The 12,967-nt window shown below is 67.1% G+C and carries 12 protein-coding genes; 7 read left to right on the top strand and 5 right to left on the bottom strand.

Going from position 1 to position 12,967, the window contains the following annotated elements; translation table 11 throughout:
• Positions 1-33: 33 nt before the first annotated feature.
• Positions 34-1,074 carry a universal stress protein gene (locus QRN53_RS00680; protein ID WP_285242108.1) on the bottom strand — a complete coding sequence of 347 codons (1,041 nt, stop codon included), beginning with the start codon at positions 1,072-1,074 and terminating at the stop codon, positions 34-36.
• A 426-nt stretch (positions 1,075-1,500) separates the two neighbouring features.
• Here QRN53_RS00680 and QRN53_RS00675 point away from each other — a divergent pair, with 426 nt between their 5' ends.
• Positions 1,501-2,136, top strand: coding sequence for an NAD(P)-binding protein (locus QRN53_RS00675; protein ID WP_285242306.1), 636 nt, complete (start codon positions 1,501-1,503; stop codon positions 2,134-2,136).
• Positions 2,137-2,188: 52 nt separating this feature from the next.
• On the opposite strand, the gene QRN53_RS00670 is transcribed toward QRN53_RS00675, so the two are convergent.
• On the bottom strand, positions 2,189-2,881 hold the full coding sequence (locus QRN53_RS00670; protein ID WP_285242107.1) for a copper resistance CopC family protein: 693 nt from the start codon (positions 2,879-2,881) through the stop codon (positions 2,189-2,191).
• 107 nt (positions 2,882-2,988) lie between these two features.
• Between QRN53_RS00670 and QRN53_RS00665 the strand changes: the two genes are divergently transcribed.
• Positions 2,989-4,428, top strand: a complete 1,440-nt coding sequence (locus tag QRN53_RS00665) for an NCS2 family permease (protein WP_285242106.1) — start codon at positions 2,989-2,991, stop codon at positions 4,426-4,428.
• A gap of 78 nt (positions 4,429-4,506) precedes the next feature.
• Here the strand turns inward: QRN53_RS00665 and QRN53_RS00660 are convergent, their stop codons facing one another.
• On the bottom strand, positions 4,507-5,811 hold the full coding sequence (locus QRN53_RS00660; protein WP_285242105.1) for a cation:proton antiporter: 1,305 nt from the start codon (positions 5,809-5,811) through the stop codon (positions 4,507-4,509).
• A gap of 175 nt (positions 5,812-5,986) precedes the next feature.
• On the opposite strand from QRN53_RS00660, the gene hutG reads away from it, so the two are divergent.
• Positions 5,987-6,976 carry a formimidoylglutamase gene (hutG, locus tag QRN53_RS00655; RefSeq protein ID WP_285242104.1) on the top strand — a complete coding sequence of 330 codons (990 nt, stop codon included), beginning with the start codon at positions 5,987-5,989 and terminating at the stop codon, positions 6,974-6,976.
• 31 nt (positions 6,977-7,007) lie between these two features.
• Here the strand turns inward: hutG and QRN53_RS00650 are convergent, their stop codons facing one another.
• Together QRN53_RS00650 and QRN53_RS00645 are read right to left on the bottom strand one after the other, a co-directional pair.
• Complete coding sequence (locus tag QRN53_RS00650) at positions 7,008-7,673, bottom strand: response regulator (RefSeq protein WP_285242103.1); 666 nt, start codon at positions 7,671-7,673, stop codon at positions 7,008-7,010.
• Entirely contained in the window at positions 7,670-9,250 is a 1,581-nt protein-coding gene (locus QRN53_RS00645; RefSeq protein WP_285242305.1) for a sensor histidine kinase, read from the bottom strand. The genes QRN53_RS00650 and QRN53_RS00645 overlap by 4 nt, the downstream gene beginning before the upstream one ends.
• A gap of 224 nt (positions 9,251-9,474) precedes the next feature.
• On the opposite strand from QRN53_RS00645, the gene QRN53_RS00640 reads away from it, so the two are divergent.
• Genes QRN53_RS00640 through QRN53_RS00625 form a run of 4 tightly spaced genes read left to right on the top strand, consistent with a single transcriptional unit; the run spans position 9,475 to position 12,963 of the window.
• Positions 9,475-10,485, top strand: a complete 1,011-nt coding sequence (locus QRN53_RS00640) for a Bug family tripartite tricarboxylate transporter substrate binding protein (protein WP_285242102.1) — start codon at positions 9,475-9,477, stop codon at positions 10,483-10,485.
• The gene (locus tag QRN53_RS00635) at positions 10,482-10,985 is read left to right on the top strand and encodes a tripartite tricarboxylate transporter TctB family protein (protein WP_285242101.1); all 504 of its coding nucleotides are present in this window, start codon (positions 10,482-10,484) and stop codon (positions 10,983-10,985) included. Before QRN53_RS00640 ends, QRN53_RS00635 begins: the two co-directional genes overlap by 4 nt.
• Entirely contained in the window at positions 10,985-12,574 is a 1,590-nt protein-coding gene (locus QRN53_RS00630; protein ID WP_285242100.1) for a tripartite tricarboxylate transporter permease, read from the top strand. Before QRN53_RS00635 ends, QRN53_RS00630 begins: the two co-directional genes overlap by 1 nt.
• The gene (locus QRN53_RS00625) at positions 12,571-12,963 is read left to right on the top strand and encodes a universal stress protein (protein WP_285242099.1); all 393 of its coding nucleotides are present in this window, start codon (positions 12,571-12,573) and stop codon (positions 12,961-12,963) included. Before QRN53_RS00630 ends, QRN53_RS00625 begins: the two co-directional genes overlap by 4 nt.
• The last annotated feature ends 4 nt before the right edge of the window (positions 12,964-12,967 follow it).

The raw sequence follows: 12,967 nt of genomic DNA, 5'->3' as shown, positions 1-12,967 counted from the left end.
GGTGTGGCTGCCCTGCCGGCGGATCTGTTGTGCCTAGGCGGCGTCGCCCAGGATGGGTCCGAAGCGTGCCCGGTCGGCCAGCCGGGGGTCTTCCCGGTCAGGGACCACCATGACCGGTCCTTTGGCGTGATGGAGCACGCCGTCCGATGTTGAGCCCAGGAGCATCCCCGTGAAGCCGCCGCGGCCGCGGGTGCCCAATACCAGCAGTTCCACGTGCCTGCTCTCCTCGACGAGCACATCGACGGGCGAACCGTCCTTGAGCTCGTAATCGGCGCGTAAGTGCGGATAGTGGCTGCGAAGCCAGGCCATACCGGCGTCCAGGGTGACGCGGATGTCCTCGAAGAGGGCCTTCCGGTCCATCGGGGCCGGGACCCAAGCCAGGGAACCGCTGTACTGCGGGACGGCGCAGATCACACGGAGCTCGGCGCCGAGCCGTTCGGCCTGGTCAGCCGCTTCCAGCACGGCCACCCGGGCCTGCTCGGAACCGTCGACGCCGACCACCACGACGTTCTCCACCGGCCGGTGTCCGGATTTGGCTTGCTCTGCTTTGATGCGCCGGTCCTCAGTGGTCTCGCCGAGCCGTTCCGAGCAGAAAAGCGGCACGGTCACCGCGGGGCATTTCGCGTGGGCGGGCAGCGCGCTGCTGACTGAGCCCAGGAGCCGGCCCACGAAGCCGCCGCGGCCCCGGGTGCCCACCACCAGGAGCTCGGCGGTTTCGGAGATCTCCAGCAGCACCCCGGCGGCGTCACCGTTCTCCACCGAGGAGCTGACCTCGACGTCGTACATTGAAACCTTCTCGACGGCCTGTTTGGCGATGGCCTCGGCCCCCTCCCGGATGACCGAGTCATCTACGGTGGCGTAGCCGCCGTCCAGCCCGGACGCGGCGAAGATCGGCACCGAATAGGCGGTGACTATATGGAGGGGACGACGGCGGCGCTGGGCCTCCCGCGCTGCCCACACCAAGGCGCACTGGCCGTGCTCGGAGCCGTCGACACCCACCACGATGCCTTCGGGAGCGGCCGGAGAACCACCACCGTCCCGGGCCGGGTCCGGATGCAACTCTTGTGAGCCCATGGGGGCCGCCTCCTCGCGATACTGCCTGATGTTGCCGCTATTCTGCCAGAAAACGGCCCGGGACCCGTGCACCCCGTACCGCCGCTGCAACGGCTGAAAAGGGACCGCTTCCATTGCCCACTATTCTCTGTCCCCAGCGGCTTAGCAAGCCTGTTCAGGGGCGCACAGGAGGGTTATCCACAGGCGTTCCGGCCGGTTGCGGAAAGCGCCTTCACCACGCCACGAATGTTTTCTCCAATGGACTATTCACGGCCGCAATTGTTCTGTAGTCTTCAGGACAATGTTGGTCCGGGACGCCAGCTTCAACTTCCTGTTAAGGGCGGCCCGGCCATGCGCTGCGACCGTGCTTGGGGTATCGGGACGCGAGCCGGCGAGGTCGCCGGCAACCTGCCGAAGCTTCGAAGGAGGGAAACTGTAGTGTCAAGCATGCCTGGGAGTGCCGGGCCCGAACAGACCACCACTGTAATTATTGGCACCGGCCTGTCCGGGCTGGCCGTAGCCGCTGAATTACGACGGCATGGAGTGGACTCCATCGTGGTGGACGGCCTGGATATCCTGGGCGCGGCGCAACCGGCCAACACGTCGTCGCTGCAGCGCTGCGACGCCGCTGACAGCGACACCCTCCGGGAGCGGAACGAGATCCTCCGCCACCTGCGCAACTACGCCGCAAGCCACAGCGTTGACGTACGGAACACCACCCGGGCAGTGCAGCTGACCATGCTTGAGGGGCCGGAGGACACTGCCGCGCCGCAATGGCAGGTCCACACACCCACGGGCATCCTGGTGGCAGACCACATTGTCCTGACACGCTGCGCGCACAGCCAACTGCGGCGCATGCTCAACGACTTCGGCATTGCCGTAGGCAAGAACGTGGCAGCAGCCATGCGGGCCATCGGCATCTATCTGGTGGGGGTGGGCGAACTCATCACGCCGTCGCCCAAGGAAGTGTTGCGCCAGGCCAAGACCGTGGGCCAGGCGATTTCCGCCAAGGTCAATGTTGGCAACGTCCAGCCATCGGCCGGCGCCTTCCCGGCAACGGGCAGCTTTGCCGCGACCTGCTGACGGTCGTCAGCGTGCCTGCAAACCTTGGTGCACTTGTTCCGCCAGGCGCCCGCTACCGCTGGGCTCCGTCGTCAGCAGCCCCACCGTCAGGCGTAACCCCGTCGTCAGGCGTATCCCCGTCGTCAAGCGTGTCCCCGTCACCCGAAAGCCGGCGCCGGGCCAGGACGCCCAAGGTGACGAGCAATCCAACCGCAACAACGGCAAACAGCACAATGCTCCACTGGAAGGGCTCGCCCGCACTGGCAGGCGCGGACGGCTCCTCCGTCACGCCCGGCTTGGCGGTGCCCATATCCGGGACGGCACCGGCCGGCGTCGAACTTCCCGACGCGGCAGGCCCGGTAGCAGCATCCGCTTGGGCAGCACCTGACGCCGCGGTAAACGTGAACGTCCCCTCGATTGGGTGTGAATCGGAGCCCACCACGCGCCACGCCACTGTGTATGCCCCTGCCGGACCGCCGGAACGGAGCTTTTGGGTGGCCACATTGTCAACGATCCGGACGGCCCCGTCAGCCCACTCCGTGCCGGACGCGTCCTTGACGGAGAACGAGGAACCAATGCCCAGCGGCGGTTCGCTGAAAGTCACCGAAACTTCACCGGGCGGGGCCGCCCGCGACGCTCCCTGTGCCGGGCTGGTGGATTCCGCAGCATCATGCGCGGACGCCGGCCCTGCCAGGCCAAAAGTGGAGGCTGCAAGGATGAACAAACCGAGCATGGCGCTCAGCCACTGCCGGCGGACTGGGCGCATGGGCTGCTCCTCGTGTTGGCTTCCTTACAGACTAGGCGAATTTGGCCGCCCCCACCCAGCCGGACCCTTAGGATGCAGGTATCCCCACACATTCCCCCGGAGGACTAATGCTTAAGCAAGGCTCTGCCCTGGACCGGTATTTCAAGGTCACGGAGCGCGGCTCCAACCTTTCCCGCGAGATCCGCGGCGGGTTCGCCACCTTCTTCGCCATGAGCTACATCGTGGTGCTGAACCCCCTGATCCTGTCCGGTCCCGACTCCACCGGGGCAACACTTGGCTTCACAGCCGTTGCCGCGGTAACCGCCCTGGTGGCCGGGATCCTGACCATCCTCATGGGCGCGTGGGGACGGCACCCCTTCGCCCTGGCCACCGGCTTGGGCGTCAACGCCTTCGTGGCCGTAACGGTCGCCAGGAACCCGGGCCTCACCTGGCCGGACATGATGGGCCTGGTGGTCCTTTCCGGCGTCACCATGCTGATCCTGGTCCTCACCGGGTTCCGCACCGCCGTCTTCAAAGCCGTTCCCGAGGGGCTCAAGACAGCAATCGTGGTGGGCATCGGCCTGTTCATCGCCCTGATCGGCCTGGTCAATGCCGGGTTCGTACGGCGCATCCCGGACGTGGCAGGGACCACCGTGCCGGTGGGCCTCGGCTTCGACGGCAAACTCCTGGGCTGGCCGACGGCCGTGTTCGTCTTCGGCCTGATCCTCACGATTGCCCTGGTGGTGCGCAAGATCAAAGGTGCCATCCTGATTGGCATCATCACGTCCACGGTGGTGTCCGTCATCCTTGAGATGACCCTCCACATCGGCCCCAGCTTCGACGGCAAGACCTCCAACCCCCAGGGCTGGTCCCTGGTGGCCCCCACGTTCAGCGGCTGGGCTGCTCCGGACCTTTCCCTGATTGGCAAGGCCAACCCGTTCGGCGCATTCTCCGACCTCGGCTTCGTGGCCGCCACCCTGCTGGCGTTCGTGATCCTGCTCAGCATCTTCTTCGACGCCATGGGCACCATGGTGGGCCTGGCCAACGAAGCCGGAACGGTTGACGAACACGGCAACATTCCCGACGTCGACCGTGTGCTCCAAGTGGACGCCCTGGGTGCCATCATCGGCGGCGGCGCGTCCGTCTCCTCCAACCAGATCTACGTCGAAGCCGGTGCCGGCATTGGCGAAGGTGCCCGGACCGGCGTCGCCTCGATCGTCACCGGCCTGCTGTTCCTGGTGGCCATGTTCTTCACCCCGCTGATCAACCTGGTGCCGTTCGAAGCCGTGGCCCCGGCCTTGGTGGTGGTGGGCTTCATGATGGTGTCCCAGGTGGGCAAGATCGACTGGCAGGACTGGGGCATTGCCATTCCGGCGTTCCTGACCTTCACCCTGATGCCGTTCACCTACTCCATCGCCAACGGCTTGGGAGCCGGCTTCATCGCCTACGTCCTGATCCGCACGGTCCAGGGCAAGGTCAAGGACATCCACCCGCTGATGTGGGTCGTGGCCGCGGCATTCCTGCTGTTCTTCGCCATCGGCCCGATCGAGGCCGCGCTCAGCATGTAGAATCCCGCTTTACAGACAGGGCTGGTACGGCGTCTGCCGTGCCGGCCCTTTGTCTGTGCCGGCTTGCGGTCCGGCCCGCTATACCGGCGTGTTCGGCGCGAGGCCCTCGTCCCCGGAAACTGCCAGTGCCCGCTTCTCGCGCAGCCGGTCCAGCCGGTTCATCAGCGGCGACGTGGTGGCTCCGTGGATCACGATGGACAACGCCACCACCAACCCAACAAACGACCAGAGCCAGTGCGCTTCGTCAGCAAAATGGCCCTCCCCCAAGGTAAACGCCAGGTAGTACAGCGATCCGATGCCGCGGATGCCGAAGAAGGACAGCGCCACGCGTTCGCGCGGCCCGGTCTTGCCGCCCAGCAGGCCCAGCAACCCAGCCAGTGGCCGGACCACCAGCAGGAAGGCCAAGGCCACCAGCACTTCCGCCGGCCCGATTCCGGCGAGGAGTCCGCGGGCAATGGCACCGCCGAGCAGGACCAGGATCACCACCGTCAGGAGCCGTTCGAGCTGTTCCACGTAAGAGTGCAGCACCCGGTGGTAGCCATGGCTGCGCTCAGCTGCACGGATAGTCACGGCACACACGAAGACCGCGATAAACCCGTAGCCCTCCGCGAGCTGCGTCAGCCCGTACGCCAGGAACGTGGCCGCCAGCGCCACGAAGCCTTCCGAGTGGTTGGAAAGCCGCAGGCTGTCACGGCGGGCGGAAAAGAAAAGCTTCGCCAGCAGTTTTCCGGTCAGGAAACCCACCAGCAGTCCCAAGGCCAGCCGCCACAGCACATCCACCCCGAACCATTCCGGAAACCAGGCCGACGGCGAGGCGCCGGCAACGCTGATGGCGATGGCGAGGTAGACAAACGGGAAGGCCAGCCCGTCGTTGAGTCCGGCCTCCGAGGTGAGCCCGAACCGCACCTCATCTTCCTTTTCGACGCCTTCCTCCTCGTCCGCCGGTTCGCCCACCTGCACCTCTGAGGCCAGGACCGGATCCGTGGGCGCCAGGCTGGCGGCTACCAGCAGTGCCGCGCCAAGCCCCAGGCCCAGGAACCACATGCCCAGCAGCGTCAGGCCCACAATGCACAGCGGCATGGCGATACCCAGCAGCCGCCAGGTGGTGGACCAGCGTTTGAGCCCCACCGGCCGGTCCAGGGCAAGCCCGGCTCCCATGAGCGAAATGATGACGCAAACTTCCGCCAGGTGCATCACGAAGCCGCTGTGCTCCACCGGATTGGGATCCGGCAGCGAGGGGATCAGCGCAAAGGCCCCCATGCCGGCACCAAGGAAGACCATGGGCATGGACAGGGGCATGTTGCGCAGCAGTTTTGGCAGCACGGCGGCGACGAAGACGGCGGCTCCGGCGGCGGCAAAGATGATGTTAGCGGCATCGAACATGGGCGGCCTCCAGCCAGGAAAGGTGCGTGGTTCCGGCACAGGCACGTCACGCTTCGATCTGGCCGACCGCTCCCACCCTATCCCGCGCCCAGCCCCGCCGGAGGGTTCTTGGATCCCGGACAGGACGACGGCGGCGGTGCTGGTCATTGGGGCCGGCATGCGGTGAGCTTGGAGCATGCCTTTCCAGTTTCCAACCGTCGATCTTCCGCCGCAGCCCTGGACGGGCAGGTACGACGGCGACGGCCCCGAACACCGCCGCTGGTGGCAGGCAGTGAACCAGGAACGCCGGCCCGGAGCCTCCGACGCCCCCGGCAGCCAGGGCGCCGGGCAACCAGGGGCATCGGACCATAAGCCGGTGGCCCTGCTGGGCTTCGCCAGCGACGAGGGAGTGCGCCGGAACAAGGGCCGCACCGGGGCGGCCGCCGCGCCGGCTGCACTGCGAAAAGCACTCGGCCCGCTGGCGTTCCACCTGGACCGGACCGTTGCCGATTGTGGTGACGTGGTGGTGTCGGGAGACCAGCTCGAGGCCGGGCAGGAACGGCTGGGCCGGTCGCTGGCCGCCCTGCTCGACGCCGGCCACCAGACCGTTGTGCTGGGCGGCGGCCACGAAACTGCCTACGCCAGCTACCTTGGCGTCAGTGCAGCGGCGGCGGTCCGCGGCGGACTGCGGCTAGGCGTGCTGAACCTCGACGCTCACTTCGACCTCCGCGACGAAGCGGTTCCCAGTTCCGGGACGCCGTTCCTGCAAATGGCCCGCGCGGAAGCGGAGGCGGGGCGCGACTTCCGCTACGCCGTCGTGGGCATCTCGGAACCAAACAACACCCGGGCCTTGTTCGACACCGCCGGAAAGCTGGGTGTCCGGTACTTGCTGGACGAAGAATGCGAGGCGGACCGGGTCCGCGGCTTCGTGGCGGACTTCCTGGCGGACATCGACGTCCTCTACCTGACCATCGACCTGGACGTGCTTCCCGCCGCGGTGGCACCGGGGGTCAGCGCACCCGCCGCCTACGGGGTGCCGCTGCCCGTCATCACGGCCGTATGCCGGCAGGTGGCACAGAGCGGGAAGCTGCTGCACCTTGACGTGGCGGAACTGAACCCGGAGTTCGACATCGACGGCCGGACCGCGCGGACCGCGGCGCGGCTGCTGGACACGTTGCTGCGGTAACGGCCATACCTCCGCCGGCCGGTGCCCCAGGTCATGCTTTCAGGACGTACCGCCGTTCCGGCCGCCCCACGCCGTACTTGAGCCGGACATCCAGTGTGCCTTCGTCGTGCAGGTATTCGAGGTACCGGCGGGCGCTGACGCGGGAGGTTCCGAGTTCCTCGGCCACTTCTGCGGCTGACACGTCACCGGGGGCGGCGTTGAGTGCGGCCTCCACCAGTTTCAGGGTCTCGACGCTGCACCCCTTGGGCAACGGCCGTTCGGCGCGGTCCAGGCCAAATACCCGGTTGACGTCTGATTGCTCGGCCACGTCCTTGGCGGCATCCAGGCCCTGGTACGCGTTGCGGTAGTGTTCCAGCCGCTCCTGCAGGTCCGACTGCGAAAACGGTTTGATCAGGTAGTGGACGATCCCGCCCCGGAGCGCCTTCCGCACCGTTTCAACCTCGCGGGCGGCACTGATCACCAGGACGTCCAGCTCGGGGGCCACGCTGCGCAGCCGGTGCATGAGGTCCAGGCCGTTGGCGTCCGGCAGGTGGATGTCCAGGAGCACCAGGTCGGGCCGGAGCCGTTGAGTCTCGGCAAGGGCCTGCGCCCCGGTATGGGCCGCCCCCACCACCGTGAAGCCGGGAGTGCGCTGGATGAAGCCGGCGTGCACCTTGGCCACCATGAAGTCGTCGTCGACGATCAGGACTTTGATCATGGCTGGTTGCTTCCTCGTTTCAGCACTGCGGTAAAGACGGCCCCATTATCGTTGGCCACCACCAGGTTTCCGCCGGTCCTGCGGCAGACCACCCGGCAGAGCGCCAGGCCGAAGCCGCGGCTGCCGGCGGGGCCCGGTTCCTTGGTGGTAAAGCCCTGGCGGAAGATATGGTCGGCCGCACCGCCCGGGACGCCCGGCCCGTTATCCCGTACCGTCACCACCACGTCTCTCCCGGCGCTGCCCTCCACCAGCACCCTGACGGCCGCCTGCGGAAGCCCGGTGACGGCGTCGAACGCGTTATCCACGAGGTTCCCCACCACCGTGGTGAGGTCCCGGGACAGCGCGTCATCCACCTTGTCCAGCCCTGAGTCCGGGTCCAGCTGCAGGGCCACGCCCCGCTCGGCAGCCAAGCTGGATTTGGCGATCAGCAGGGCGGCGAGCGCGGGATCGGCGATCCGGCCGGTCACCTCATCATTGAGCCGGGTCCGGTCCACCGTGGCGCCGTTGACGAACTGGACCACGGAATCGTACTCGCCGATCTGGATCAGGCCGGAGATGACATGAAGCTGGTTGGCGAACTCGTGCGCCTGGGCCCGGAGGGTGTCCGTGGCTGTGCGGGTGGCGCCCAGCTCATGCTCAAGTTCAGAAAGTTCCGTCCGGTCACGAAGTGTGGCCACCGAGCCGATCACCTTGCCGCGGGACCGGATAGGCACCCGGTTCATCACCACCAGGCGGTCCCCGACGAGCACCAGCTGGTCCGGTCCGGGCTGGTCCCCCGTGAGCACTTCCTTGAGGGCGGGTTCAACGGCCAGGGCCGACACGCGCTTGCCCACGCAATCCGGCGGGAGGCCCAGCAGCGACCGCGCACTGTGGTTGGCCACCGTGATCCGTTGGTGCAGGTCAAGGGCCACCACACCCTCCTTGAGGCCGTGCAGCATGGCCTCCCGGTTTTCCACCAGGCTGGTGATCTCGCTGGGTTCCATGCCGAGGGTCTGCCGCTTCACCCTGCGGGACAGCAGCAGGGAACCGGCAATGCCCAGGACGCTGGCGACCCCAAGGTAGGTGAGGAGGTTCGGGACGGCGTCGCCGAGCCGCTCCAGCACGGTGGGATAGTTGCGGCTGATGGAGGCGATTCCGATCATGCGCCCGGAGTCGTCAAGGACGGGGACGTGCGCCGACAACAGCGGGGCGGGGGTCCCGCCGACCACTCCGGTCCAGGCCCGGCCTTCCATCACCCTGCTGCCGCCGAGCTCCAGCGGCCGCCCCAGCAGGCTGGGATCCGAGGACGCCACCACGGTCCGGTCCAGTTTGGCCAGCGCCACCCGGGATGAGCCCGAGACGATGCGCACGGACTCCGCCACCGCGGGCAACACGGCACCGCCACGAGGCTCCGTGTCCGGAAGGAGCTCACGCACCACGGGGTTCCCGCCGAGCGCTTCCGCGGCCGACAGGGCACGCCTGCCCTCGGTCCGTTCGAAGGCCGCCGCAGACTGGGCCAGGGAGATGGCCACCACTCCCACCAGCACCGCCAGGACAATGAGCAACTGCAGCAGAAGGTACTGCCCCGCAAGGGACATTCCTCGTCGTCGAGTCACAATGGTCTTCCTGGTGTTCCGGGGGGGCGATACCCGGGAACTATATCCCAAAGCCCCCGGCAGGGACGGCGCGGGGCCAGCTAAGCGTGAACGCAATGAACACAACTTTCTCTGCGTACACAAGAGTGATCGCCGTCACTGCCGCCCCTAGCATCGGAACCACCAGTCAGCCGATGCTGATCAGATTTTGATGAGAAGAGGAACACATGCGCCAGATCCGCGCATTGCGCGTTGCCGCCGTTGCTGCCGGCATCGCCCTGATGGCCACCGGCTGCGGTGCCACCGGCAAGAGCTCCACCGGTTCGGAAAGCACCGGCGCCGCCGCCGGGCCCATCACCGGCCTGCAGATCATGGTCCCCAACTCCCCTGGTGGCGGCTACGACACCACTGCCCGGGCCGCTGCAAAGGTCCTGGACGACGCGAAGATCTCCACAAACACCGAAGTCTTCAACCTGGCCGGCGCCGGCGGCACCGTAGGCCTGGCCCGGATCGTCAACGAAAAGGGCAACGGCGACCTTGCCATGCTCATGGGCCTCGGCGTCGTGGGCGCCAGCTACACCAACAAGTCCGAGTCCAAGCTGACCTCCACCACCCCGCTGGCCCGCCTGATCGAAGAACCGGGCGCCATCATGGTGGGCAAGGATTCACCCTTCAAGACAATCGACGACCTGGTCAAGGCCTGGAAAGCCGATCCCGGCTCCATCGCCGTGGGCGGCGGGTCCTCCCCCGGCGGCCCGGATCACCTCCTGCCGATGCAGCTCGCAGGAGCCGTGGGCATCGACGCCACCAAGGTCAACTACGTTGCCTACGACGGCGGCGGCGACCTGCTGCCCGCGATCCTTGGCAACAAGCTGGGCTTCGCCGCCTCCGGCGCCGGCGAGTACCTGAAGCAGATCGAATCCGGCGAGGTCCGCGTCCTGGCCACCAGCGGTGACAAGCGCCTGGACGGCGTGGATGCGCCAACGCTGAAGGAATCCAACATCGACCTCGTCTTCAGCAACTGGCGCGGCGTGGTGGCCCCTCCGGGAATCAGCGACAAGGACAAGGCTGCCTTGATCGCGGCCCTGGAAAAGATGCACGGCACGGACGGCTGGAAGGAAGCGCTGAAGACCCACAGCTGGACCGATGCCTTCATCACCGGTGACCAGTTCAAAACCTTCCTCACCGAGCAGGACAAGCGCGTGGCCGACGTCCTCACCAAGCTTGGGCTGGCGTGACGTCGCTGACCTCAGGCCTTAAAGGCCGCTCCGAGCTGGGAGTCGCACTCCTGCTCGGGGCGGCCGGCGTCGTCGTCTTCCTGGACGCCAACGGCCTGGTAACCCCGTATTCGAAGTCAGACCCCGTGGGGCCCAAAACCGTTCCGTTCATCGTGGCGGGCATGCTGGTGGTCTGCGCGGTACTGCTTGCCTTGAACGTGCTGCGCGGCGGCAAGGGCGAGGCAGAGGGCGGCGAAGACGTCGACCTCACCCACCCGGCGGACTGGAAGACGGTCCTGCCCCTGGCGGGCGCCTTCATCCTGAACATCCTGCTCATTGACTGGGCCGGCTGGGTCATCTCCGGGACCGTCCTGTTCTGGGGCAGCGTCCTTGCACTCGGCAGCCGCCGCCATATCCGGGACGGACTGATCTCCGTGGCACTGTCCCTGCTGACCTTCTACGGCTTCTACCTCGGCCTGGGCATCGCGCTGCCGGCCGGCCTCCTGGAAGGAATCCTGTAATGGACGTCTGGTCCTCCCTGATGGACGGCTTCGCCACCGCCCTCACCCCCATGAACTTCCTCTACGCCGTGATCGGCGTGATCCTGGGCACCGCCGTCGGCGTCCTCCCGGGCCTCGGGCCGGCCATGACCGTGGCCCTGCTGCTGCCCGTCACCTACGCCCTGGAACCCACCAGCGCGTTCATCATGTTCGCCGGCATCTACTACGGCGGCATGTACGGCGGGTCAACCACCTCCATCCTGCTTAACACCCCCGGCGAATCGTCGTCCGTGGTCACCGCCATTGAGGGCAACAAGATGGCCAAGGCCGGCCGCGCGGCGCAGGCGCTGGCGACGGCGGCCATCGGCTCGTTCGTTGCCGGCACCATCGGCACCGCATTGCTGGCGGTCTGCGCACCAATCGTCGTTAAGTTCGCCGTGAGCCTGGGCGCGCCCAGCTACTTCGCCATCATGGTGCTGGCCCTCCTGGCCGTCACCGCCGTCCTGGGATCCTCCCGGCTGCGCGGGTTCGCCTCCCTGGGACTGGGCCTGGCCATCGGCCTGGTGGGCATGGACTCGGTCACCGGCCAGCGCCGGTTGACGTTCGGCCAGCCGCTCCTGGCGGACGGCCTGGACATCGTGGTGGTGGCCGTGGCCATCTTCGCCGTGGGCGAGGCCCTCTGGGTAGCTGCGCATCTGCGCCGTACGCCCCTGCATGCCATTCCCGTGGGCCAGCCGTGGATGGGCAAGTCCGACTGGAAGCGTTCCTGGAAGCCGTGGCTGCGCGGCACCGCTTTCGGCTTCCCGTTCGGCGCCCTGCCGGCCGGTGGCGCCGAGATCCCCACGTTCCTGTCATACGTGACGGAGAAGAGGCTCAGCAAGCACCCCGAAGAGTTCGGCAAGGGCGCCATCGAAGGCGTAGCCGGTCCGGAAGCAGCCAACAACGCCGCGGCCGCCGGCACCCTGACCCCCATGCTGGCGCTGGGCCTGCCCACGAATGCCACGGCGGCCGTGATGTTGGCGGCCTTCACTTCGTACGGCATCCAGCCGGGCCCGCAGCTCTTCGAAAGCCAGGGGCCCCTGGTCTGGGCGCTGATTGCCAGCCTCTTCATCGGCAACTTGCTGCTCCTGATCATCAACCTGCCGCTGGCCCCGTTGTGGGCAAAACTGCTGCAACTCCCCCGCCCGTACCTGTACGCCGGCATCCTGTTTTTCGCCACCCTGGGCGCCTACTCGGTGAACCTGCAGGCGTTCGACCTGGTGATCCTGCTGATCCTCGGCGCGCTCGGGTTCATGATGCGGCGCTTCGGGTTGCCCGTACTCCCGCTGATCCTCGGCGTGATCCTGGGCCCGCGCATTGAGGGGCAACTCCGCAAAACCCTGCAGCTGAGCGCGGGCGACCCCGCGGGTCTCTTCAGCGAGCCGATCGCCGTCGGGATCTACGTGATCATTGCCGTCATCCTGCTATGGCCCTTTGCCTTCAGGCTGATCCGGCGTAACACTCCGGTTGCTCCTCCTGCCGGCGGGGCGGCGGCTCTTGCCATGGATGCCGATGATGCGGTCCACTCGAACCACAATGCCGTCTATTCCAACCATAAGGAGCAACAATGACCGTCGTTGTGGGATACGTCCCCACCCCTGAAGGCGAAGCTGCCTTGACCCAGGCCATCACCGAAGCCCGGAAGAACAACAGCACACTGGTGCTGATCAACTCCTCCAAGGGCGAGGCGGCAGTGGATACCCGGTTCGCACCCGAAGGCGGGATCCAGGACATCGAACGGCGGCTGGCCGGCGAGGGCATCCAGTACCTGATCAAGCGTCCGGTCCGGGGCCACGACGCCGCCGCCGAAGTCCTGGACGCCGCCGAGGAGCACAAAGCCGAGCTGATCGTGATCGGGCTGCGCCGCCGCACCCCGGTGGGCAAGCTGATCATGGGCAGCACATCCCAGCGCATCCTGCTGGAAGCGGATTGCCCGGTCCTGGCGGTCAAAGCAAGCTAGGCGC

The organism is Pseudarthrobacter sp. fls2-241-R2A-127, assembly GCF_030209355.1.
Classification (GTDB): domain Bacteria; phylum Actinomycetota; class Actinomycetes; order Actinomycetales; family Micrococcaceae; genus Arthrobacter.
Note: the sequence above shows the minus strand (reverse complement) of the source record. Positions and strands in the feature narration are given on the sequence as shown.